General features: G+C 53.1%; 19 protein-coding genes. 8 read left to right on the forward strand and 11 right to left on the reverse strand.

The window, feature by feature from the left end; genetic code table 11:
- The first annotated feature begins 20 nt into the window (after positions 1 to 20).
- Together polX and ACYQ8U_RS09665 are read left to right on the forward strand one after the other, a co-directional pair.
- Positions 21 to 1,745: a DNA polymerase/3'-5' exonuclease PolX gene (gene polX / locus ACYQ8U_RS09660; protein ID WP_459945331.1), complete on the forward strand. Its 1,725-nt coding sequence runs from the start codon at positions 21 to 23 to the stop codon at positions 1,743 to 1,745.
- 126 nt (positions 1,746 to 1,871) lie between these two features.
- Positions 1,872 to 2,555, forward strand: a complete 684-nt coding sequence (locus ACYQ8U_RS09665) for a potassium transporter (protein WP_459945332.1) — start codon at positions 1,872 to 1,874, stop codon at positions 2,553 to 2,555.
- A gap of 66 nt (positions 2,556 to 2,621) precedes the next feature.
- On the opposite strand, the gene ACYQ8U_RS09670 is transcribed toward ACYQ8U_RS09665, so the two are convergent.
- Genes ACYQ8U_RS09670 through ACYQ8U_RS09690 form a run of 5 tightly spaced genes read right to left on the reverse strand, consistent with a single transcriptional unit; the run spans position 2,622 to position 7,564 of the window.
- Entirely contained in the window at positions 2,622 to 4,274 is a 1,653-nt protein-coding gene (locus tag ACYQ8U_RS09670) for an AMP-binding protein (protein ID WP_459945333.1), read from the reverse strand.
- Positions 4,275 to 4,286: 12 nt separating this feature from the next.
- A complete protein-coding gene (locus ACYQ8U_RS09675) occupies positions 4,287 to 4,844 on the reverse strand; it encodes a helix-turn-helix domain-containing protein (RefSeq protein WP_459945334.1) in 558 nt (185 codons plus the stop codon).
- A gap of 24 nt (positions 4,845 to 4,868) precedes the next feature.
- Positions 4,869 to 6,266, reverse strand: a complete 1,398-nt coding sequence (locus ACYQ8U_RS09680; protein ID WP_459945335.1) for a 2-oxoacid:acceptor oxidoreductase family protein — start codon at positions 6,264 to 6,266, stop codon at positions 4,869 to 4,871.
- Positions 6,263 to 7,318, reverse strand: coding sequence for a 3-methyl-2-oxobutanoate dehydrogenase subunit VorB (gene vorB, locus ACYQ8U_RS09685; RefSeq protein WP_459945336.1), 1,056 nt, complete (start codon positions 7,316 to 7,318; stop codon positions 6,263 to 6,265). The genes ACYQ8U_RS09680 and vorB overlap by 4 nt, the downstream gene beginning before the upstream one ends.
- A 6-nt stretch (positions 7,319 to 7,324) precedes the next feature.
- Positions 7,325 to 7,564 carry a 4Fe-4S dicluster domain-containing protein gene (locus ACYQ8U_RS09690; RefSeq protein ID WP_459945337.1) on the reverse strand — a complete coding sequence of 80 codons (240 nt, stop codon included), beginning with the start codon at positions 7,562 to 7,564 and terminating at the stop codon, positions 7,325 to 7,327.
- 273 nt (positions 7,565 to 7,837) lie between these two features.
- On the opposite strand from ACYQ8U_RS09690, the gene ACYQ8U_RS09695 reads away from it, so the two are divergent.
- Positions 7,838 to 8,659 (forward strand): alpha/beta fold hydrolase, encoded by an 822-nt coding sequence (locus tag ACYQ8U_RS09695; protein WP_459945338.1) that lies wholly within the window; start codon positions 7,838 to 7,840, stop codon positions 8,657 to 8,659.
- Positions 8,656 to 9,984, forward strand: coding sequence for a cupin domain-containing protein (locus ACYQ8U_RS09700; RefSeq protein ID WP_459945339.1), 1,329 nt, complete (start codon positions 8,656 to 8,658; stop codon positions 9,982 to 9,984). Before ACYQ8U_RS09695 ends, ACYQ8U_RS09700 begins: the two co-directional genes overlap by 4 nt.
- A 142-nt stretch (positions 9,985 to 10,126) precedes the next feature.
- On the opposite strand, the gene ACYQ8U_RS09705 is transcribed toward ACYQ8U_RS09700, so the two are convergent.
- From ACYQ8U_RS09705 to ACYQ8U_RS09715, 3 genes are all read right to left on the reverse strand, one after another.
- A complete protein-coding gene (locus ACYQ8U_RS09705) occupies positions 10,127 to 11,764 on the reverse strand; it encodes a glutamate synthase-related protein (RefSeq protein ID WP_459945340.1) in 1,638 nt (545 codons plus the stop codon).
- Between the two features lie 255 nt (positions 11,765 to 12,019).
- Positions 12,020 to 12,730 carry a GAF domain-containing protein gene (locus ACYQ8U_RS09710; protein WP_459945341.1) on the reverse strand — a complete coding sequence of 237 codons (711 nt, stop codon included), beginning with the start codon at positions 12,728 to 12,730 and terminating at the stop codon, positions 12,020 to 12,022.
- 130 nt (positions 12,731 to 12,860) lie between these two features.
- The gene (locus ACYQ8U_RS09715; protein ID WP_459945342.1) at positions 12,861 to 13,154 is read right to left on the reverse strand and encodes a hypothetical protein; all 294 of its coding nucleotides are present in this window, start codon (positions 13,152 to 13,154) and stop codon (positions 12,861 to 12,863) included.
- 300 nt (positions 13,155 to 13,454) lie between these two features.
- Between ACYQ8U_RS09715 and ACYQ8U_RS09720 the strand changes: the two genes are divergently transcribed.
- Complete coding sequence (locus ACYQ8U_RS09720) at positions 13,455 to 14,246, forward strand: TatD family hydrolase (protein ID WP_459945343.1); 792 nt, start codon at positions 13,455 to 13,457, stop codon at positions 14,244 to 14,246.
- An 83-nt stretch (positions 14,247 to 14,329) separates the two neighbouring features.
- On the opposite strand, the gene ACYQ8U_RS09725 is transcribed toward ACYQ8U_RS09720, so the two are convergent.
- Entirely contained in the window at positions 14,330 to 14,887 is a 558-nt protein-coding gene (locus ACYQ8U_RS09725; RefSeq protein ID WP_459945344.1) for a SelL-related redox protein, read from the reverse strand.
- A gap of 300 nt (positions 14,888 to 15,187) precedes the next feature.
- Here ACYQ8U_RS09725 and ACYQ8U_RS09730 point away from each other — a divergent pair, with 300 nt between their 5' ends.
- Positions 15,188 to 16,162 (forward strand): 5-bromo-4-chloroindolyl phosphate hydrolysis family protein, encoded by a 975-nt coding sequence (locus ACYQ8U_RS09730; protein ID WP_459945345.1) that lies wholly within the window; start codon positions 15,188 to 15,190, stop codon positions 16,160 to 16,162.
- A 58-nt stretch (positions 16,163 to 16,220) separates the two neighbouring features.
- Positions 16,221 to 17,351, forward strand: coding sequence for a toxic anion resistance protein (locus ACYQ8U_RS09735; RefSeq protein WP_459945346.1), 1,131 nt, complete (start codon positions 16,221 to 16,223; stop codon positions 17,349 to 17,351).
- Between the two features lie 25 nt (positions 17,352 to 17,376).
- On the opposite strand, the gene ACYQ8U_RS09740 is transcribed toward ACYQ8U_RS09735, so the two are convergent.
- A complete protein-coding gene (locus ACYQ8U_RS09740) occupies positions 17,377 to 18,057 on the reverse strand; it encodes a tellurite resistance TerB family protein (RefSeq protein ID WP_459945347.1) in 681 nt (226 codons plus the stop codon).
- 342 nt (positions 18,058 to 18,399) lie between these two features.
- On the opposite strand from ACYQ8U_RS09740, the gene ACYQ8U_RS09745 reads away from it, so the two are divergent.
- A complete protein-coding gene (locus tag ACYQ8U_RS09745; RefSeq protein WP_459945348.1) occupies positions 18,400 to 19,719 on the forward strand; it encodes an MFS transporter in 1,320 nt (439 codons plus the stop codon).
- Between the two features lie 24 nt (positions 19,720 to 19,743).
- Here the strand turns inward: ACYQ8U_RS09745 and ACYQ8U_RS09750 are convergent, their stop codons facing one another.
- Positions 19,744 to 22,287 (reverse strand): glycogen/starch/alpha-glucan phosphorylase, encoded by a 2,544-nt coding sequence (locus ACYQ8U_RS09750; protein WP_459945349.1) that lies wholly within the window; start codon positions 22,285 to 22,287, stop codon positions 19,744 to 19,746.
- Positions 22,288 to 22,330 lie beyond the last annotated feature (43 nt).

The raw sequence follows: 22,330 nt of genomic DNA on the forward strand, positions 1-22,330 counted from the left end.
TACAGGATGGCAAAGAGACGATGCCGATTCATAACAATGACATTGCCGTGATGCTCAGCCAGGTCGCCGACTTGCTGGAGATCAAAGGCGATAATCCGTTTCGGGTGCGGGCCTATCGAAACGCCGCGCGCACCATCCAGAGTCTATCACGAAGCATTGCCGAATTAATCACCGAGGGCGACGACCTGACGCAATATTCTGGCATCGGTAAAGATTTAGCCTGCAAAATCAAGCACATCGTCGACACCGGCCGGTGTGCATTGCTCGATGAACTGCGCCATGAGCTTCCTCCAGGGCTGGGTGAGCTGATGGATGTGTCCGGCCTTGGCGCCAAACGCATCAAGCGGCTCTACAAGGAATTGCATATCACCGGTCTGGCGGATTTAAAAAAAGCCCTCGATGCCGGCACCATTCGCCAGCTTGCAGGGTTTGGTGAAAAAACCGAGCAGAACCTGCGGGAGGAAGTAACCCGTTTAGGAAAAGCCACCGCCATCCGGAAAAAGCTCAGCGTGGCCGAGGAAATCGCCGGGCCGCTTCTTGCCTACCTTAAAAAAGCCGACGGCGTCAAACAGGTTGATCTTGCCGGCAGTTTCCGCCGCCGCAGGGAAACAGTCAAGGATCTCGACATCCTGGTTACCTGCAAGAAGGGCGCAAATCTCATCGATCACTTGACCCGGTATGAAGATGTTGAAAAAGTGGTGTCAAAGGGAACGACCCGGTCTACCGTACTGCTACGTTCAAATTTTCAAGTCGATGTGCGCGTGGTCCCACAGGTCAGCTATGGGGCCGCCCTGATTTATTTTACCGGTTCCAAGCAGCATAATATTGCCCTGCGCAAGATCGGCATACAGCAAAACCTGAAGCTGAACGAATACGGCCTGTTTAAAGGGGACCGTCGCGTGGCCGGAAAAACCGAAGCCGAGGTGTATGACGCCTTGAATCTGCGGTATATTGAGCCGGAATTGCGGGAGGACCGAGGCGAGCTTGCGGCGGCCCAATACGATCGATTGCCGAAACTGATCACCGATGCCGACCTCCAGGGCGATTTACACGTCCACAGCACCTACAGCGACGGCCGCAATACTATTGAAACAATGGCCCAGGCGGCACGGGAAATGGGGTATCGTTATATGGCCGTCACTGATCACTCCCAGCATGTCACCGTTGCCGGGGGGCTGACCGCCGAGGACCTCCGCAGGCAAATCGAGGAAATCGACCGACTCAATGAAAGATTCACCGAGTTCACCATATTAAAAGGCTGTGAAGTGGATATCCTTGAAGACGGATCGCTGGATCTCCCGGATGAGGTATTGAAACAACTCGACGTGCGGGTCTGCTCGATACATTATAAATTCAAGCTTTCGAAGGCCAGACAGACCGAGCGGATCATCCGAGCGATGGATAACCCCTACTTTAATATCCTCGCCCATCCGACGGGCAGGCTCATCAATGAACGGGACCCCTATGAAATCGACCTGGAAAAGATCCTTGACGCAGCCAGGGAACAGGGCTGCCTGATGGAATTGAATGCACATCCGGATCGGCTGGATTTGTCGGCGATTCAATGCAAAATGGCCAAAGAGAAAGGCGTTAAAATCGTCATCTCGACGGACGCCCATCAGGTTGACCATTTACGCTATCGCCGCTATGGCATCGGCCAGGCCCGTCGCGGCTGGCTGGAAGCAGACGATGTGGCAAATACAAAATCGCTGGCCCAACTCCGCAACGTACTCAAACGGGGGTAAGTTTTTCGATTTTATTAAACATTTTTAAAAAAGCAGCAGGGAGTGTATAATTTGTATCCATTTACCGAAGAAACGAAAAGACAGGAAATCTTTCGAGCCGTACATGTAACAGGGAGAAGTATAAAGATGGCCGGCAAACAACAAAGCGATGCATCATCGGATGAAACTGTCTGGGTGCTGGGCGGGGGTCAGTTTGGTCAACGCGCCGTTGACCTCCTGAGAAAAGCTGCCCCTGGAGTGAATCTTGTGGTGATAGACCGGCAACCGCTGAGCGATCTGCCGGCCGATGTGGAATGTGTCCGCGCCGATGGCGTTGCATGGCTGGTCGAACATTTTGTCCCCCAAACCCGTGTCGCCAAGATTATTCCGGCAATCCCCAGGCATCTGGCGGCAGAGTGGCTGAAAAAAAAACTGGCGGAGGAAGGAGCCGACGTCCGGGCGGTGGACATACCGGAGGACCTGCTGCTGCGCTTTCCACATCCCATGCGCCTCAGCCCTGGTCAAATCGTCATGTCCCATGCCGATTTCATCTGTCCCCCGAACTGTGCCGAACCGGATGAACTTTGTTCCTCCACCCGGCGACCGCGTCCGACGCCTCTGTTCCATCTGCTCGAAACAATGGATTGCGGCAGCTTCACGCCGCTCATCGTCAGAAGCCGTCAGTTTGCTGCCGGGGTCGGCGGTTTTTTCCCGGAAGATTTATGGCAGCTGCTCGCCCGGGCCAGATCGATGCCAGGCACGCCGCTGTTGGTCGGCAGCGCATGCAAATGCCACGGCATTGTCGATGGTTTTTGCCATCAGCCTGCCTGATTTTCTCCTTGACTCAAAGTGCACCAGGTGCGAAAAGCAGGCAGGGGTGCTGCGGATACGCTCGAGTTAAGCGTTCGGCCAAAGCTCAGCCGATTGTTCCCTCAGTTTGATTTTCATCACCTTCCCACTGGCGGTAAGCGGAAATTCGTTTAAGAAGTGAACAAACTTCGGTGTCTTGAACCAGGCTATCTTGCCCTGGCAGAAATCAATAATATCCTGGGGAGAAATATCCGCATCCGGGTATGGAATGACAAAGGCGCCGGGCTGTTCGCCATATTTCTTGCTGGGCACCCCAACCACCTGGACATCCTTGACTCCATCCATATGATGGAGAAAGTCCTCGATTTCCTTTGGATAAATATTCTCTCCGCCACGGATAATCATATCCTTGATGCGTCCGGTAATGGCAAAATAGCCATCCTCATCCATCACGCCAATGTCTCCAGAATGCAGGAAACCATCTTTGTCTATTGCCTCGGCGGTGGCCTTCTCCATTTTATAATAGCCCTTCATGATATTGTAGCCCCGACACATTACTTCGCCAGGCTGCCCCGGCGGCAGAAGGGCGCCGGTCTTGGGATCGACGATCTTCACCTCGATGCCGGGCATGGCCTTGCCCACCGTCTCACACTTTTTCTGGATGGACGGTTCATTGTACATGGTCTGGGTCATGCCCGGCGACGCCTCGGTCAAACCGAAGACGATGGTCACCTCGGTCATGTGCATCTTCTCGATGCAGTCGTTCATGGTTTTAACCGGACAGGGAGATCCGGCCATGATTCCGGTGCGCAGCGAGGAAAAATCGAACTTTTTGAAAAGTTTATGGTCGAGCATGGCCATGAACATCGTCGGCACGCCATAGACCCCGGTGCATTTTTCCATCTCGATCGACATCATCACATCAACCGGGTCAAAAGTCTCGACAAAGACCATGGTTGCCCCGTGATTGACGCAGGCCATGACACCCAGCACACAGCCAAAACAGTGAAAGAGCGGGACAGGGATGCAGATGCGGTCAAGATGGCTGAAATTCTGTCCCGCACCAAGCCAGTAGCCGTTGTTGCCGATGTTGATATGCGTCAGCATGACACCTTTTGGAAAACCTGTCGTCCCTGAAGTGTATTGCATGTTTATGACATCATGGGGAGAAAGAGAGTCCTGCCGCTGCCGGTACTCGGCATCATCGGTGGCTACCGCCAGCGACATAACCTCGGACATGGAATAGAGTCCCCGGTGTTTCTCCGGCCCAAGAAAGAAGACTCTTTTCAGGCAGGGATAACCACTTGCATGCAGGTCACCTCGCGGGTGGGTCTTCAGCTCGGGGATCAGGCCATAGAGTATCTCCAGATAATTCGCATCACGCAGGCCATTGATAATAAATATGTTTTCACAGTCTGACTGCTTCAAGACATAATCAATTTCCGCCGAGCGATAGTTGGTGTTAATCGTCAGCAGTATCGCCCCGATGCGGGCCGTGGCAAATTGCAGGGCAACCCAGTGCGGCACATTCGTCGCCCACACCGCCACTTTTTCGCCCTTTTGGATGCCCATGGCCATCAAGCCCTTGGCCATGGTATCAACCGTATCGGAAAACTCCTGCCAGGTCTGCCGGTATTCTCTTTCCGCGTAGGCAACCGCTGTCTCATGAGGATATTTCGCTACAGTTTCCGCAAGGATCTGACCAAGCGTGATCTCCCTGACAATTTCATCTCTTGGCATAGTCATCACCTGCTAAAGGGTAAATATTACCGCATATATTTTTGCATCCCCACCAACGGCACTGAGACAGTGCGGCACGAGGGAATTGTAATACATCGTGTCGCCTTCTTTTAAGACATAGGTCTCCTTACCGTATACCAGCTCCACCTCGCCGGCGACGACCACGACAAACTCCTCCCCTTCATGGGAGGAGGTGGCTCGATCTTCTGTCGGGGTGATCTGAATAAAGAACGGTTCCATGTGACGATCAGCCTTGCCGGCGCCCAGGGCGTGATAACGATAATGCCCCTGCGTTTTGCCTTTATGACCGGCAACCCCCTCCTCGCGCGCCGCGGATCTGGTGATAATCGGATCCTTGACAATCTGGTCGTCCATAAAGGTGCCGACCCGCTGGCCCAGGGCCCGGGCAAGCTTGACCATGACCCCCAGGGCAGGAGATAAATTACCGCCTTCAATCTCTTCAATAAGGCTTGCCGGCAGGCTGGTTCTTTCTGCAAGATCGTCGACACTCATCTGCAGTTTTTCTCGATATGTCTTGATCCGCTTGCCTATTTTTGCTGAATCGCTCATGCTCTTTGCTCCCTGTACCACACTTTATAGATTATCCCGCATCCACGCCTTTGCCGCTTCGACGATGGCGATGTTCTTTGGAATCAACTTGGGCTTTTCCGCAAAACTGTCTTTTAAGGCGGTCAGCACAACCTCTTCCGGCAGGCCGATCAGATCAAGCGAGATAAGCGCCCCAAGCAGAGCGGTATTAGCCGCCTTTGGCACACCTTGCGACGTGGCTATTTCCGCCGCCGGAAAGGCATACACCGTCACCTTCTCGGGCAGATCAAACTCTACCGGTATCTGCGCATCATAGATGATCACCCCGCCGTCCTTGACGGTTGGGGCAAACTTTTCAAGAGACGGCTGATTCATCGCCACCAGGACATCCGGTCTATCGACCGTCGGCGAACCGATGTCCTTGCTGCTCAATACCACCGAACAGGACGCGGTGCCGCCACGCTGCTCCGGGCCATAGCTTGGAAACCAGGAGACATTTTTGCCGGCATCATTGCCGGCATGAGCGACCACCAGTCCGAGGCTGAGTATCCCCTGTCCGCCAAAGCCGCAAAACTTGAATTCTTTTTCGGCAAATTCTCCGGCATCAACCGCATCCGAGCTGGTCGCCACAATGAGTTCATGTAACGGTTTGATCGGAATAACATGCGGCTGCAGCGGGGTCTCAGCACTTCGATCACGAAGATTGCCCAGGGGAAATACCTTTTCCAGGGCGTCGATGGTGAACTGGGCCGCATCGACCGCGCTGATTTTCATGTTGGTCGGGCAGGGTGAAAGAATTTCGACAAAGGCATAGCCCTTGCCTTCCTTCTGGATCTCAATGGCTTTTCGGATGGCCTTTCTGGCCTTTAAAATTCTTTTGGTATCCGCCACCGAGACTCGTTCAATAAAGACCGGGGCAGGCAGCTGATTGAATACCTCGCAGACATGCAGCGGATAGCCGTCCGTCGCCACGTCTCTGCCCATGGGTGAGGTCGCTGTTTTCTGGCCCGCCAGGGTGGTCGGCGCCATCTGCCCGCCGGTCATACCGTAAATAGCGTTATTGATAAAAAAACAGACAAATTTTTCGCCTCGATTGGCCGCCTGGAAGGCGTTGTTGAACCCGATGGCGCCCAAGTCACCATCACCCTGGTAGGCAATCACCACCTTGCCGGGAAGAGACCGCGAAAGACCGGTGGCCACGGCCGAGGCCCGGCCATGGGCCGCCGCGACATTGCCGCAGTCCAGGTAGTAGTAACAAAAAGTACCGCAGCCGACCGGTGAAACAAAAACAGTGTCGTCCTGCAGGCCAAAATCGGCGAGCGCCTCGGCAATAAGCTTATGAATGATGCCGTGGCCGCACCCGGCGCAATAGTGTGTCGCTTTGGTTTTACTGCCGTCTTTTCTCACGAAGTATTCGTAAAATCCTTCTGCCTTCTTGATCATTCGCCTGCCTCCATGAGTTTTTGCGCGGCAGTGACAACCTGCTCCGTCGTCAGCAGATTGCCGCCCATACGGTTGACCAGTGCCACAGGTATATATTCCTTTCTCTCCAGATGCAGGAGAACATCATCCCGGTACTGGCCGTTACTCAGCTCGACCACGAGGATCTTCTTCCCCTTGACGACTCGCTGCAGTTCCTCTTCCGGAAAGGGAAAAAGGGTAATCGGCCGAAATAAACCCGCCTTGATGCCTCGTCCGCGAAGGTTGTCCACGGCCGACCGGGCAATACGAGCACAAGAGCCGTAGCCGGTCAACACGATGTCCGCATCCTCGGTCAAATAAGTTTCCGATGCGGCGTCAACCCGCATGGAGGCATACTTGGCGTCAAGCAGCCAATTATGTTTTTCCTGAATGTCATTCTGCAGATAGATGGAGGTGATAAGGTTTTGTCGCGTGGCACTGTCCGCCCGTACAGCCCAGTCGGTCACATCGGGAGCGGAGAGCTTGTGCGTCGGGATCTCCAGCGATTCCATAACCTGCCCCAAAACGGCATCGGCCAGGACAATGACGGGAGAACGATATTTATAGGCAAGCTCAAAGGCCCTGATGGTCAGGTCGCACATCTCCTGCACCGACGAAGGGGCGAGGACAACCGCTTTATAGTTACCGTGACCGCCGCCCTTGACTGCCTGATTATAGTCACCCTGTTCCGGGCCGATGTTGCCAAGGCCGGGACCGGTTCTCTGCACATTGATAATTACCGCCGGGAGCTGGGCGCCGGCCAGGTAGGAGATGCCCTCAGACATCAAACTCATCCCCGGACCGGAAGACGCCGTCATCGCTTTCTTGCCGCTGCTTGCCGCACCGTAAATCATATTGATAGCAGCGGTCTCACACTCCGCCTGCAGAAAAACCTTGCCTCTTTGCGGGAAAAGTAATGCGGCCGAGTGGGCAATTTCGCTCGCCGGAGTGATCGGATAGCCGAAATAAATCTCACAGCCCGCGTACAAAGCACCGACGGTGACCGCTTCATTACCTTTAATAAATTTTCTCATGAACGATTACTCCTTGTCCTTTTTGTACACCACAATGGCGTAAGGTTCGGGACAATTGTAGAAGCATATAGCGCAGCCGATACATCCCTCGCCAATATATTCCGCGGGGACATATCCCTTCACGTTCATCTTCTCTGAAAAACGAAGACAATCCTTCGGACAGGCGTCGATACACCTGCCGCACCCTTTACACTCGTCTCTATTGATCTGCGGATGAGATTCATCACCATGCGTCTCGCAACCCATTGCTCTCCTGCAAAATGATGGGAAGTCATAATGTAAGACAGGTCAAATTTCCCAAAAACTTGACAGCCTTTTCCTTTAGCCCCATGAATCTATTGTATTGCTTGTTATTTGTCTACAAATTTGGTTATTTTTTGTAAACATCCACCAGCACCGAATCTGCTTTGTCATCTGCCTTTACCCGTACCCAAGGTTCAGTGTAAAGACCTCTTTCGCACATCTCCGGCACTGGTAAATATTGACAGTTCGTAGAATATACCCCACAAGGAGCAGGCTATGCCAACCCTGAAAATCGAAGAAAACCACCTCGTTCATTACCAGCTGCTTGAGGGCGATCCGGCTCTGCCGTATCTCGTCTTCCTGCACGAAGGATTGGGATGTACAGCCATGTGGCGCGACTTTCCCGAACTGTTATGTAAAGCGACCGGCTGCCCGGGACTGGTCTACGATCGCATGGGCTACGGCAAATCTTCTCCCTTGACGCAGGGGTTTACCATTCATTTTATGCATACCGCCGCCCTGCAGGAGTTGCCAAAACTTTTGCACAGTATTATTCCCGAGACGCCCTTTATTTTAATCGGCCATTCCGATGGCGGAAGCATCAGTTTAATCTATGGCGCGGAGCAGCCATCTTTTTTGCGGGGAATTATTTCCGAGGCGGCCCATGTCTTTGTCGATCAGCAAACCATTGCCGGAATTAAAGGTGCCGCGGCAGCGTGGTCGCAAGGCAAGCTCCAGGGTCTAGCGCAATATCATGGAGAAAAAACAGAAACGGTCTTCAGGGCCTGGTCGGAAATCTGGCTCTCCGAAGGATTCAAACACTGGAATATCGAATATCTTTTGCCAAGTATCGCGGTGCCGATATTGGCGATTCACGGGAAGAAAGACCATTATGGTTTAATTGATCAAGTCGAATCTATTGCTTTGCACAGTGCAGGTCATGTCCAGCTGGAGATCATTGCCGACTGCGCCCATATCCCGCACCTGGAGGCCCAGCCAATTGTGCTGGGATCTATGAGCAAATTTATCGCTCAGGTGACCAAAGGTCGACAGGCAACACATATGACAACCAATTCCTCTTCCTTTCGGGACATATGACTCTTCCTAAAACATCGGCAAATAGCGGCGAAAAAAAACGTGTCTCCTCGGGCATTGCCGAGCTGGACACCCTGCTCGGGGATCTGTATATCGGCGACAATGTCCTCTGGTACGAGGACGCCGGAAGCTTTTCCGCCGTCTTTGCGCTTCATTTTATCCGGGAATCGCTGGCCGCAAAAAAACCCCTCATCTACGTAACCTTCGACCGGTCGCCGAAAAATGTCGTTTCTTTTCTTGGCCCTTTGGCGAAGAGCCAGAATCTGACCATCCTCGACTGTTTTACCAATGGCAAAGGCAACAGATCCGAGGTTTTTGACAAATTCTATGAGAAAGACGGCGCTCTCTGGCCTTACCAGGTCATCAAGGTCAACGAACCGGACAATTCCAGCCGCGTCGGCGAAGCGATATACGGCCTGCACAGGAATTTGTCCGGAGATGTCCATTTTATTCTCGATAGCCTGACCGGCATGCAATCCCTCTGGGGCGGAGAAGAGCAGGTTGTCGATTTCTACGCAAAAACCTGTCCTCGCCTGTATGAGTTGGACACGATAGCCTACTGGTTAATCGAGAAAGGCGCCCACTCCAACAGGTTAAAGGCAAATATTAATAAAATCGCCCAGGTGGCCATCGATCTTTCGATACACCGCGGCAAGTCCTCCCTGAAGATTCTCAAGGCGGAAAAACGCGATTCCAGATATCTCAATGAACATCATATCTATCTGTGCGAAGACACGGATATTGTTTTTGAAAGTCAGCGGCAGATAAAGACCAAGTTTGATCTTGGCGCAAAAATCAGAAGCATGCGGCTTATGCGGGGTATTTCGCAAAAAGACCTCGCCGGACTGACCGGGGTAACGCCCAGCACCATATCCCAGGTTGAGAAAAATCTCATCTATCCCTCGCTGCCCGCACTGTTCCGCATTGCCGAGAGTCTTTCGGTGGAAGTGGCCACTTTTTTTCGCGGCCATGGACTTGGGGGGAATGTGTATATCTACTCGGCCGAGGAAAGATCGACCACATCTCTGAAAAATATCGCCCCCCAGGATGCTGAGGCGCAATTACTTCTGCCGGCGGATATTGACGCACCGGTGGAAGCGGTGAGCATCACCATTGCGCCCGGAAAAAAACTTCTCGGCCACTTTTTCTCGCATAAAGGGGCGGAACTGGGCTATCTCCTGGAAGGCCGTCTGGAAATGACCGTCGACAATCAGCCCTATACCGTCAATTCCGGTGATACCATTTATCTGAACAAGAATATCCCTGGTCAGTGGCGAAATACCACGGAAACGCCGGCGAAACTGCTCTGGTTTAAATTCGACAAATAATATCCCGGCAAAACAGCCGGAGCGGCTGCTGAGGCCCGCACGCGTCGAAGGTTGACAAGAAGGCTGCAGCAGACCGGCGGTTTTTTCCGGTCTGCTGCAAACCTGCCGTAAACGGCACGTCAGAGGCTGTTTTCAGCCTGACTTACGAGGCGAGAATGCGCAGGGCACTCTCGTTATTGGCCTCCGTTATAAAGGTAATACCGGTTTCCCGGGCCGTTTCCCTGTTGGCGGCAAAAATGTCATTACGGCTTAACTGGTCAATCTTGAACTTGCGGGCGCCGGCGAGCAGCTGCTGGATACCGCATGCGAGCTTGTCGGCCATGGTCCACATGGCAATAGCGCCATAGGGGATGTTCGCCATTTCCTTCTTGCCCACTTTTTCCTGCACATCAAAATAGGAGGCAAAGATTTTTTCAGGGGAATCGCCGAGGTCGGCAACCGATTTCGGCAGGGACGACCAGTTGCCGTTCACCCGCTCCCTTCTTTCAGGATGAAGAACACCTTCAATGTTCGCGCCAAGAAAGCCGGGAATCATTATGCCACGTCCCATGCAGATCAGTTTGGTAAAGGGCGCCCCCAGAGCCAGTCCCTTAAAGATGCTGTCTTCCAGGGCAAAACCGCCGGCAAAAGAGAGATCAACCACCTTTTTACCTCTTGCCGCAAGCAGCGCGGCATACTCATAGGCCTTTGCATGCAGATTGATCGATGGCACGCCCCAGCTCTGCATCATGTTCCACGGACTCATGCCGGTGCCGCCGCCGGAACCGTCGATGGTCAGAAGATCAAGACCGGCATCCGAGGCAAACTTGATGGCCATGGCCAGTTCTTCCATGCCGTAGGAACCTGTTTTCAAGGAAATCCGCTCAAAACCCAGGCTTCGCAGATATTCAACCGATTTCATGAAATCCTCTCGGACCATTTCCACCGTGCTTAAATTCGTTCCACCTAATCGACTGTGTCTGGCAAAGGATTTAATGGCTCCTTTGGCAAAAGCCTCCCGTACCTCGGGCAACGCTGGATTAGGATCGACAACATAGCCTCTTTCTTTCAGGAAAATGGCGTAATCAAGGCTTGTTACCTGAATTTCACCGCCGATGTTTTTTGCGCCCTGGCCCCATTTGAGTTCGATGATACACTTATTGCCGTATTTTTCCGCAACGTACTCAGCAACACCATTTCTGGTATCTTCAACGTTCATCTGGACAATAATCGCCCCATAGTTTTCATAATAGCGCAGATAGGTATCGATCCGGCGGTCGAGCTCGGGCGCACTGGTAATTCTCCCGCCGCCGAGAGTTGACTCCTTATCGACACCGACAACGTTTTCACCTATGACAATGGGAATTCCAGTAAGGGCACAGCCGATTGCGAAAGAGTCCCAGTACTTGGCGGCGATAAATGTCGAACCGAGAGCCCCGGTCATCAGCGGCAGGCGACATTTCGTCTTGATGGTATTGCCGAACTCGGTTGTCAGGTCAACATTGGGAAAGATACAGTCGTCCGGGTCATGGGTCATCTGTTCGGCTAGACCCATCGAACCATAGGCATACCCCTGAATCCGCAGGGAATTATAGGAAACACCGACGTGGGTGTTATTATTCGCGCCGGCGGTGACCAGACCGAAATCGCGGGGGTACAGCAGTTTTCGACCTTCCAGGCTTGATTTCCAGGTTTCGCATTTGCCGGCACAGTCCGCCCGGCAGAGAGTACACAATCCGGACTCAGCAGGGTTTCCTCTGTTCGCTGTCCCCAGGACATCATTAATTTTTTCAAAACGCATAGGGCATCCTCCTTTTCAGAATCATTAATTACCCAGGGAGCAGATCCTCAATTTGCATGCCTTCCAGCGGGCAAAAAAAAAGCACCTGTCCCCAAATGGAGAAACAGACGCCTTTGTCTAAAAATGAGCTTGCCGTACGCCGTTGTACAGCAATTAATTATGCTGACAGTTTTTAGTACAACTAAAGATTGATGTCAAGAAAAAATAAAATACCCCCGGTAAACGGGAAACATGCCAGGTGGATGACACCTCGACTCAGATTTCATCGGCCAGGAGAATAGCCTCGGCAACCTCCAGCATGGTCTTGCGCGTATCCATGCTTCTCTTCTGGATCCAGCGGTAGGCGTCTTCGCCGTTCAAATTTCTTCTTTTCATCAAGATTTCCTTGGCCCGTTCAATCTTTTTTCTCGATTTGAGCTCCTGCTCGATTATGTTCGTCTTGATAATTAAATTGGTGTTATAGATGGCCACTGCCGCCTGACTTGCCACGGCCGTCAGCATATTGATATCCGTTGCCGAAAAAACGTGGGGTTTGGAGGTGAAACAGTTCAGGACCCCGGCCACTTTATTTTCCTTACCCTGAAGCGGCACACCCACCATGGACACCAGCCCGAGCTTCTTCGCCATCTCTTTTTCCTTGAACCTTTCGTTCTTCAGGACATCATCGATAACCAAGGGTTGCTGGGTGGATACGACAAGGCCGACAACCCCCTCGTGCAATTGCAACACACGATCTTTCACATAGGCCGGTTCAAAAGATTGGGTTGCCTTCAGCCGGATAACCGGGGGGTCTGAATTTTCATCAACCAGCCAGAGTGAACAGATCTCAACGCCGGTGACTTTGGCGGTGACCATGACAATCAGTTTAAAGAGATCCTCAAGAAAAAGATCCGAGGTGATTGCCTGGCTGATGTCCATCAAGGCTTTGATATAATGATCGTGCGTTTGCTGACTCGACTTGTCCATACTGAAAATTATTGCTGATTTTTTGTGGTAAAAAAAAGGTATCAGGCGATCATACCACTACATGGCAGTAGTATTCAAGGGCTACTTCGAGGGGGGAGGATGACTGGAAAAATAGAGCGGATAACTCAGATCAGGTGAACGTCGGGCTACTCACCACACATTCTTTCTGGCGTGGAGCGTGAAGGTACGAACTTCGCTGATCGAGCCAGGCAAGTCCTTTTCTGGTAATAAGATTGAACTGCAGATCGGGATCGGACTGTATGATGCCTATGCCCTCCATACTCTTTAATATCGGTTGCAGTTCCGCCAGGTTTATACCCACCTGAGCGGCAATAGTTGCAGAAGGCACAAGCTGGGGATTGGTTTTCCGAAGGTTCTTAAAAAGAATAGTGAGAATATGGATCTTCTTCTTTTGCAAAGACATATCTACCCCTTTTCGATGGATTCGAAAAATATGTTGTGTTTTTGCGACATTCACACTGTGTATTTATAACATAATGCAAAATTGTTCAAAGAAAAAGTTATTTAAAATGAAAATAAAGATGAAAATGCAGTACTACTGAATTTTTATCTTTATTTTATGATATTCATGAACGAGTCGAGATGATCGTCTCGAACAGGCCAAACAGCCGTCGGCAGTATGTAAAAAAGAGGTCGACCATGGTATATTTCCGCAAATGCACCTCTTGCCGAACCACCAGAGAAAAAATTTACTCCGACACAAATGATGGAATTAATCGACACCCATTGCCACCTTGACATGGAGGCACATTTTCAACAGTTCATAAGAGCTCTCGCCGACGCGAGAGCTGCAGGGGTTGAAAAATTCATTTTACCGGGGGTGACGCAGGCAGGATGGTCACGACTCATGGCGCTGTGCAGCAGAGAGCAGGGCTTATTTGCCGCACCAGGTTTGCATCCACTCTATCTTGCTCACCATCGGCCGGGGCACCTGGAAGAACTGAAGGAGCTGGTCGGCAGAAGTCAGCCAGGCAACTCCCGCCGACCGGTGGCTATCGGAGAAATCGGCCTTGATTACTATGTCGACGGCGTTGACCGTATAGCCCAGCAGCAACTCTTTGAACAACAACTGAATATAGCCGCGGCCGCCCAGCTGCCGATTCTTCTGCACGTCCGCAAAGCCCATGACCAGGTACTGGCGACTCTGCGAAGAAAACATTTTGTTCATGGCGGGATCGTCCATGCCTTCAGCGGCAGTTTGCAGCAGGCCGGTCACTTTATCAAGCTCGGTTTTGCCATCGGTATCTGTGGGACAATTACCTATAATCGCGCCAGACGGATCAGGAAGGTTGCCTCGGAACTTCCACAGCAATCACTGGTTGTGGAAACGGACGCACCAGACATCCCGCCGGCCAGTCACTGGGGCGAAAGCAATCACCCGGCTTACCTCCCCGAGGTGCTGGAAGCGCTGGCAGCTCTACGCGGTGAACCAAGCGAAGTTACCGCGCAGTACACCACTGCCAACGCGAAGCGCGTCCTCGGTCTGCCCGATTAACCCGTATTTTTCAGACCATCACCGCCAAACATGCATTTTTCTGTGGCTTGAATCAATGCAAACAGATTTTCTTCTGTTTTTGCTCAGGAATTGTCTTCAACAAGTTTGCAGATGAGGGCAGGGTCGGGTCTGTCGGCAGGGCCCCTGCCGATATGATGCAAACGAATCACACCATGGGGATCAATGAGCACATCACCGCCGCGTTGATAAATATCACTGGTGGATTTTACGATTTTCCATCCTTTCAGCAGCAGATGCACATAGGTCACCCAGGTTCGAACCCCCCACAAATCCCAGAATCCTGCCTTGAACAACCCATAATATTTATACAGTTTTTTCTCTTCATCAACATAATAAGGGAAATCCATCGCCTCCCTCTCGGCTGGAAAAGCCAGCCGTTGTACCGGCTCAAAAGTGATGACTATCACCTTGATGTTCAGTTGTGCGAAATCTGCTTTTTGCTGCCACAACTGTGACAGATGCTCGCGACAGGGCAGTCAGGCAAAATGGCGGTGAAAGACCATCAGCAGCCAGCTTCCCGCATAATCCTGCAGCCGGGTTTCCCGGCCATCTCCGTCTTGCAAAGTAAAGTCCGGAGCCCGCTCACCCGTTCTGTTGTCAAGCGACATATCACGCCTCATCGTTATTTTTCAACTCCTGCCGAACAACAACCTGAACTGCAAATTTTACTGCAGCCATTCACGCATACAGAATTCATACTTACCATATCATGCACAAGAAATAACCAGCGGGAATGTCTTCATTTCGCCGTTTTCCTTAATCTAAAGTGACAAAAGGTGAATTTGACGGGCAGGATATGCGCAATACTCTTTGAGGAGGAAAGCCACGGTGTCAAAATTTTTACGTAAATTTCTCGGACTGATCCTGTTGTTTGCCACAGTTGGTGTGGCGACCGTGCAGGCGTTATTGGCCGTATAATCATGGGCAAAAGACCACATCAAGAATGGACCCGGATCCTTGCATCAATGGCCACGGAGGGGAGCAAGCTCTTTGGGCAATGGTTTCCCAGAGGAGTGGCCGACCTGGAAAAACTGGCTCGGCAGAAAGCACAAGCGGTGCAGAGCTATCGGCAACGCAGGCAGCGGGCGGCTGCCCTCACGCCGCGTAAATGTACACTGTTATGGTTGCTGCCTCTACCGCTGATTCCTGCTCTGTTGCTTGCCCTGGCCGGCGGGCAATTTGCTGCTTTTGTCGGCAACGCCTGCTCATATGGCCTGTTTCTCGCCGGCGCGATGCTCACCCGCCATGGCTTTCGCCAGGAGGTAAACCAACGGCAGCGGCGATTTCAAAAGAGTATCCGCTGGCCTTTGAAGACCATGGGCGGACTGACAACGGCCCTGGCTACGGCCTTGACTGCATGGGCAGGTGCCGGCCACGACCTGCCCATCGCCATTGGTTTTGGAGGAGGTGCCTTTGTTGCTTTTGTTTTGCTTTACGGTGTCGATGCACGGCAGCTGACGGTTAAAGTGAAAGAGTATACCGGTAACATGCAGCATGTCGCAGAGGCGCTGCAGCAGGCGGAGCAGCAGATTTTCAGCATTGAGCAGGCCAATAGCCGCATCGACCAGCCCGAGCTGAACGAGCGCCTCACTCGAATTATCGCTCTTGCCCGGGACATTCTGACGGAGATAGCCCGAGACCCGAGAGATTTTCGCCGTGCACGCAAATTCCTCAACACCTATCTTGATGGTGCGCAACGTGTCGTCAACGGCTATGCCGAGACGCATACACATCTTCGCAACCAGACCCTGGAGGATAATTTCCGTCGGGTACTGGTGACCATAGAGGAGGTGTTCGGGCAGCAGTACCAGCGCCTGCTGGAGAATGACCTGCGTGATCTTGACGTGGATATGGAGGTGCTGGAGAATCAGCTCAAGAGTGAAGGGCTGAATTAATGACTACTTCGGCTGCTGAAGGTTCCGGCACACTCATTTTAAAAAGGGAAGAGGAAGGATGATAAACGAAACAGAACGTAAAAGTATTGAAGCAGGTCTGCTGCAGGGCAGGCCACCGGTGCCTTACCACCAGGCGGCTCCTCCGGAGCGAGCGGAGATTGATGCGCTGATCAAGCAGATTGACCTCAACGACACCCACTCCCTGCTTTATTTCGGTGCACCGGCCCAGCAGCAGTTAGCCGGCATCTCCGACGACATGCTCGAGGGTGTGCGCAACAAAGACACGGGACCTGCCGGAGAGGCACTGAACCGCATGGTGGGTACGGTGCGTAACTTCGACCTGGGTACGCTTGATCCCAATCGCAAGCCTGGATTTTTTGCCCGCCTGCTGGGAAAAACCAAGCCTGTGGCTGAGTTCCTCCAGCGCTATGAGGAGGTACGCAACCAGATCGACGCCATCGGTGATGACCTGGAGCGACACAAAACGCAACTCCTGAAAGATATCGCCCAGCTTGATCGTCTCTACGCTGCCAATCTGGAGTATTTCCATCACCTGGAACGCTACATTGTCGCAGGGGAAGAAAAGCTCAAGCAGCTCGACGAACAGGATATCCCAGCGATGGAACGCGCCGCACAGGAAGGAAGCTCTATGACCGTGGCACAGCAATTACGCGATCTGCGTGCCAATCGTGATGCCCTCGAGCGGCGTGTACACGATCTTAAATTGACCCGTCAGGTAGCCATGCAGAGTCTGCCCAGCATCCGTCTGGTCCAGGAGAACGACAAGGGACTGATCAACAAAATCGTCTCCACCACCGCCAACACCCTGCCTCTGTGGCGACAGCAACTGGCCCAGGCGGTGACCATACACCGCTCCCGCGAGGCGGCCGACGTCATCCGCTCTGCCAGTGATCTGACCAATGAATTACTCAAAGCCAATGCCGACAACCTCAGGCAGGGCAACATCGAAGCGCGGCGCGAGATCGAACGCGGCGTATTTGATATCGAAGCAGTGAAGCAGGCCAATGCCTCCCTGATCGAAACCATTGAGGAGAGCCTGAGTATCGCCGACGAAGGACGCAGAAAACGCGCCGAAGCAGCGATCCAGCTTGAAACTCTTGAAGCCGAACTGCGCAGAACCCTTATCAATGCCAGTGCACGGGTGCAGGACAGGCTCGAGCAGCAGTGATCAACATTGAAGGTTGAAATATATTCTACTCGGCGAATGTTTTTTGCACTTCCACCTGCCGCTCAAGCTCGACGACCAGTTGCGCAGGGAGCCCTAAGCGTGCAGCCAGCATGCCGAGATAGGCTTTTTCCGCGGCGGAATCGACCTCTACGGCCAGCAGTGATGCCGCGTAGATTTCTGCCGCAACCTCGGGACTGGTGGCGCTGTTGACGATAGCGTCCATATCGACAGGATGGCCCATCTCTTGTACCAGCAGATTCTGACTTTCCGGGTCCAGCCCTAAGGATTGGATCTTTTGAAAAATGGCCTGGCTCTCCTGTGCATCAAGACGACCGTCGGCTCGCGCAACGGCTATCATCGCCCGCACCAGGAGAAGTCCCAATTCTTCCTTGGCGGCAACATCGTTCTCCCTTGGCATGAATGCAGAGCCGGCTGGAGCTGGCGTGAGACTCGCAGGAGCGGTTGCCCGGGACAACTGGGGCGATGGGGACGCTCCGGCATTTTGTTCGCTGTAACGCTGGTATGCTGAATAAGCAAGTGCACCGACCGCAGCCAGTCCGCCTAGTTTGAGAGCTTTTCCGCCCAGCTTGCGCCCCTTCTTGCCGGACAGCATGTTTCCGGCAAGGCCGCCGGCCAATCCCCCGGCAAAGCCACTGGCCGCGCCACTGCCAAGCAGCTGGCCAAGAAGTTTATTCATATCAACCATAGTCGTCTGTTCCTGTTGGAGAAAAAGTTTATGTGCATGGAAAATTTTGGGTTTTACGAGTTTGCCTTGTTTGATAAGACGCCAAAAATATAGGTCGAAAGAATGTACAGTCAAGCTCGGCCCTGAAGTGTCGTCAGCTTTTCATGCAGCCTCGTCCCACAGACCAATCCCTTGCGTGCCACTTATACTTATCACATAAGCATTTGTAATATTAAAACATTATAAGTTTATTGACAGCGCCCTGTCCTCTTTGTACAGTGCACGCCGCAAGCAGGATTGCTCGACAAAAAACGACAAATCCGCGATAAGCCCGCACCTCATGCCCACAAAGGAACACCAGCCATGCAGAACATTTCTACCGCCAGGACACCTCGCCTGCTGACCTTTGCCCTGGCCAAGTGGTCGGTCTTCAGCGTTCTCATCCTCACCTATATCCTCGTCTATTTCCATCGTATGGCCCCGGGGGTGGTCTCTGAATATCTTATGACCGCCTTCCAGAGCACCGGCACTGAGCTGGGCACGCTGTCGGCCATCTATTTTTTCGTCTACGCCTGCATGCAGATTCCCTCGGGGGTCATTGCCGACACCCTCGGTACCAGGACCTCGGTCATCGGCGGCAATCTTGTTGCCGGAATCGGTTCGATTGTCTTCGGTATGGCCGACAGTTTTCAGGTGGCCTGTGTCGGCCGTTTTTTCGTCGGCCTTGGTGTTTCGGTGGTTTTTATCTCCATCATGAAAAGCAACTCTGTCTGGTTTCCCGCCAGGGTCTTTGGCTTCATGAGCGGTCTGACCCTGCTCATCGGCAATCTTGGCTCGGTGCTGGCCGCGGCGCCATTATCGGCGCTGCTGACGATATTTGCCTGGCGGACGGTATTTATCGGCATCGGTTTTCTCTCCCTGGCCCTTGCCGTCCTCGGTTTTTTTATTGTCAAAAACCGGCCTGAAGATCTCGGCTTTGCTGCGCCGAATGTGCATGCCGAGACCCAGAGCGGCGCCCTGGCTGGCAACTGGCTGAAAAACCTGGCCTCGGTTGTTTCTTTTCTTCGATTGTGGCCGGGCTTCTGGGTACAGTTCGGCATGATCGGCGGACTCTACTCGTTTATGGGGCTGTGGGGCATCCCCTACCTGCGCGATGTTCACGGACTGGACAGGGCCTCTGCGGCCAGTCATATGACCACCATGCTGCTCGCCTTTGCCGTTGGGGCGCTTTTTTTCGGCTGGTTTTCCGACCGGATCGGCAGGAGAAAACCGATCCTCATCGCCTGTGTGCTCGGCTACATCCTCTCCTGGCTCACATTGATGTACCTCCCCTGGTCCCCGGGTTTCAGCGGTTTGGCGCTCTTTGGCTTTATGGGCTTTGCCGGCTCAGGTTTTGTCCTGACCTTTGCCGCGGCCAAAGAGATCATCCACCCCAACCTGTCCGGCATGGCGGTGAGCGTGGTCAATACCGGCTGTTTTATCGGTACCGCGCTTATGCAGCCGCTTTTTGGCTATATTGCCGATCTCTCCTGGGACGGAACCATGGAAAATGGTCTGCGCATCTATGCAGAGACGGATTATTACCACGGCTTTTTGCTGATGCTGATCTTTGCCGTCATCGCCGCCCTCGGCTCTTTCCGCCTGCGCGAGACCTATTGCCGAAATATCTCTGTACAGCTTTAGCCTATTCTCGGAAAACCTCCTCGGTCAGGTCCGAATAATTCTGCTTCTTTTGGGAAATTTAATGCCATTCTCCGGCAGCCGCTGGAGCTTGAGGGGCACCGGGAAGGGCTTGACATCCCATATTTTCTGGCAGTACTCGGCAATCGAACGATCCGAAGAAAATTTGCCCATCCGACTGACATTGAGAATCGCCATTTTCGTCCATCGCTGCTGGTCGCGAAAGACCGCGCCCACCTGGTGCTGGCATTCGACATAGGCCTGGTAATCGGCGAGGACCATGTAGGGATCGTCATAGAGCAGAGAATTGATCAGCGGCTGGAACAGGCCGTGATCGCCATGGGAAAAATGGCCGGTGGCAATCAGGTTGATGGCCGCTTGCAGTTCGTCGTTTTCGCGGTAAATCGCCTGCGGATCATAGCCGATGGCCTGCCGCGCCTGGACTTCCTGCACGTTCATGCCGAAGAGGAAAAAATTTTCCGCACCGACCGCTTCACGGATCTCCACATTCGCCCCATCCAGGGTGCCGATGGTCAGGGCACCGTTCATGGAGAACTTCATGTTGCCGGTACCCGAGGCCTCCTTGCCGGCCAGGGAGATCTGTTCGCTGAGGTCGGCCATGGGATAGATGATATGGCCGATCTGCACATTAAAGTTGGGGATGAAAAAAACCTGCAGACGATCGTTGACCTCGGCATCGCCATTGATCACCTCGGCCACCGAGTTAATCAGCTTGATGATCAGTTTAGCCATGGAATAACTCGGGGCGGCTTTGCCGCCGAAGACGAAAAACCGCGGGGGAATATCCAGGCCGGGATTGTTTTTTATGCGGTTATACAAGGTGATGATGTGCAGCAGATTGAGATGCTGCCGTTTGTACTCATGAATCCGTTTCACCTGGACGTCGCACAGGGCATGTGGATTGAAAAGCGGTATCCCGTCGCAGGCGAACATGCTGCAGACATTCTGCTTGTTCTCGAACTTTACCTGCATCCACTGCTCGCAAAATGAAGCATCGTCGGCAAGCGATTCCAGCGCCTGTAACTTGTTCAGGTCGGTAATCCACCCCTCACCGATGGCGGAGGTGATCAGTTCCGCAAGGCGCGGATTGCTGACCACCATCCAGCGGCGCGGCGTGACCCCGTTGGTGACATTGATCAGCTTGCCCGGCCACAGCCGGTGAAAATCTGCCAGGGTGTGCTCCTTCAGCAGCCTGGTGTGCAGTTCGGCCACCCCGTTAATCGTATGACTGCCGACACAGGCAAGGTTGGCCATGCGGACATAGCGCACTCCCGATTCATCAATAATCGACATCCGTCGCACCACATCCTCGTCACCGGGATACTTCAGCCGAACCTGGTCGCAGAACTGCTGATTGATCTCGTAAATGATCTCCAGGTGCCGGGGCAGCAGCTGCTGCAGCATCGCTACCGGCCATTTTTCCAGCGCTTCGGGGAGCAGGGTGTGATTGGTGTAGGCAAAGGTGCGAGTGGCGATCCCCCAGGCCTGATCCCAGTCGTAGTGATGGATATCGACCAGCAGCCGCATAAATTCGGGCACGGCAATGGCCGGATGGGTGTCATTGAGCTGGACGGCAAAACCCTCGTGAAAATTGTCCAGATCAGGATACTGGAGCAGATGGATGCGGATCATGTCCTGTAGTGAGCAGGAGACGAAGAAATACTGCTGACGCAGGCGGAGCATCTTGCCCTTGAACTGCTCGTCATTGGGATAGAGAACTTTGGTGATGTTCTCGGCGAGCATCTTCTCCTCCACCGCACCGAAATAGTCGCCGGTATTAAAGTCGTCAAAATCAAAACTCTTTGGCGCTTCGGCACTCCACAGCCGGAGCAGGCTGACGGAATTAACCCGGTAGCCCGGCACCGGCGTGTCGTACGGTATACCTTTGACCAGACGTCCCGGTACCCAGCGGACACGGAATTTGCCCTGGTCGTCGGTGTATCGTTCGGTATGTCCGCCGGTGCCTACTTCCACGGCCATGTCCGATTTTTTGAACTCCCACGGGTTGCCCGGCTGCAGCCAGCGATCGCTCAGTTCCTTCTGCCAGCCATTCTCGAAGGTCTGATCGAACATGCCGAACTCATAACGGATACCATACCCTATGGCGGGGATCTGCAGGCTGGACAAGGAATCCATGTAGCAGGCGGCCAGCCGGCCCAGGCCGCCGTTACCCAGGCCGGGTTCCTCTTCATGGTCGATGATCTGCTGCAGATCAAGTCCCGATTCCGCGGCCGCCTGGGCGATCTGGTCAAAGATGCCCAGGTTGATCAGGTTATTGTGCAGATGGGGTCCCATCAGGAACTCGGCGGACAGGTAGCAGACGATCTTGCTGTCCTTTTCCAGGAGAGCTCGAATCGAGTTGATGAACAGCTGCTGCATGCGGTCCCGAACCGTATAGCTTACCGCAAGATAATAATCGTTGAGTGATGCGTTCTGGGCCCATACCCCCTGCTGGTAAAAAAGCTTATAGGCAAAACCTCGTTTCAGCTTGTCTATAGTTTTACGATCACATGCTTTGTTGTTGTCACTGCTGTTATGAGATGCCTCCATCGCGTCCTCCTTGGTGCCCTGCAAGGGGCACTGAAAGAAATCT

This window comes from Desulfocastanea catecholica (genome assembly GCF_054657295.1).

Bases quoted from the DNA above. Each gene is read 5' to 3' on its own strand.
- ACYQ8U_RS09715 (WP_459945342.1), bottom strand. From the start codon at position 13,154: ATGTCTTTGCAAAAGAAGAAGATCCATATTCTCACTATTCTTTTTAAG.
- ACYQ8U_RS09665 (WP_459945332.1), top strand. From the start codon at position 1,872: ATGGCCGGCAAACAACAAAGCGATGCATCATCGGATGAAACTGTCTGG.
- ACYQ8U_RS09720 (WP_459945343.1), top strand. From the start codon at position 13,455: ATGATGGAATTAATCGACACCCATTGCCACCTTGACATGGAGGCACAT.
- ACYQ8U_RS09750 (WP_459945349.1), bottom strand. From the start codon at position 22,287: ATGGAGGCATCTCATAACAGCAGTGACAACAACAAAGCATGTGATCGT.
- ACYQ8U_RS09705 (WP_459945340.1), bottom strand. From the start codon at position 11,764: ATGCGTTTTGAAAAAATTAATGATGTCCTGGGGACAGCGAACAGAGGA.
- polX (WP_459945331.1), top strand. From the start codon at position 21: ATGCCGATTCATAACAATGACATTGCCGTGATGCTCAGCCAGGTCGCC.
- vorB (WP_459945336.1), bottom strand. From the start codon at position 7,318: ATGAGAAAATTTATTAAAGGTAATGAAGCGGTCACCGTCGGTGCTTTG.
- ACYQ8U_RS09670 (WP_459945333.1), bottom strand. From the start codon at position 4,274: ATGCCAAGAGATGAAATTGTCAGGGAGATCACGCTTGGTCAGATCCTT.
- ACYQ8U_RS09675 (WP_459945334.1), bottom strand. From the start codon at position 4,844: ATGAGCGATTCAGCAAAAATAGGCAAGCGGATCAAGACATATCGAGAA.
- ACYQ8U_RS09700 (WP_459945339.1), top strand. From the start codon at position 8,656: ATGACTCTTCCTAAAACATCGGCAAATAGCGGCGAAAAAAAACGTGTC.
- ACYQ8U_RS09730 (WP_459945345.1), top strand. From the start codon at position 15,188: ATGGGCAAAAGACCACATCAAGAATGGACCCGGATCCTTGCATCAATG.
- ACYQ8U_RS09680 (WP_459945335.1), bottom strand. From the start codon at position 6,266: ATGATCAAGAAGGCAGAAGGATTTTACGAATACTTCGTGAGAAAAGAC.
- ACYQ8U_RS09735 (WP_459945346.1), top strand. From the start codon at position 16,221: ATGATAAACGAAACAGAACGTAAAAGTATTGAAGCAGGTCTGCTGCAG.
- ACYQ8U_RS09710 (WP_459945341.1), bottom strand. From the start codon at position 12,730: ATGGACAAGTCGAGTCAGCAAACGCACGATCATTATATCAAAGCCTTG.
- ACYQ8U_RS09740 (WP_459945347.1), bottom strand. From the start codon at position 18,057: ATGGTTGATATGAATAAACTTCTTGGCCAGCTGCTTGGCAGTGGCGCG.
- ACYQ8U_RS09695 (WP_459945338.1), top strand. From the start codon at position 7,838: ATGCCAACCCTGAAAATCGAAGAAAACCACCTCGTTCATTACCAGCTG.
- ACYQ8U_RS09745 (WP_459945348.1), top strand. From the start codon at position 18,400: ATGCAGAACATTTCTACCGCCAGGACACCTCGCCTGCTGACCTTTGCC.
- ACYQ8U_RS09690 (WP_459945337.1), bottom strand. From the start codon at position 7,564: ATGGGTTGCGAGACGCATGGTGATGAATCTCATCCGCAGATCAATAGA.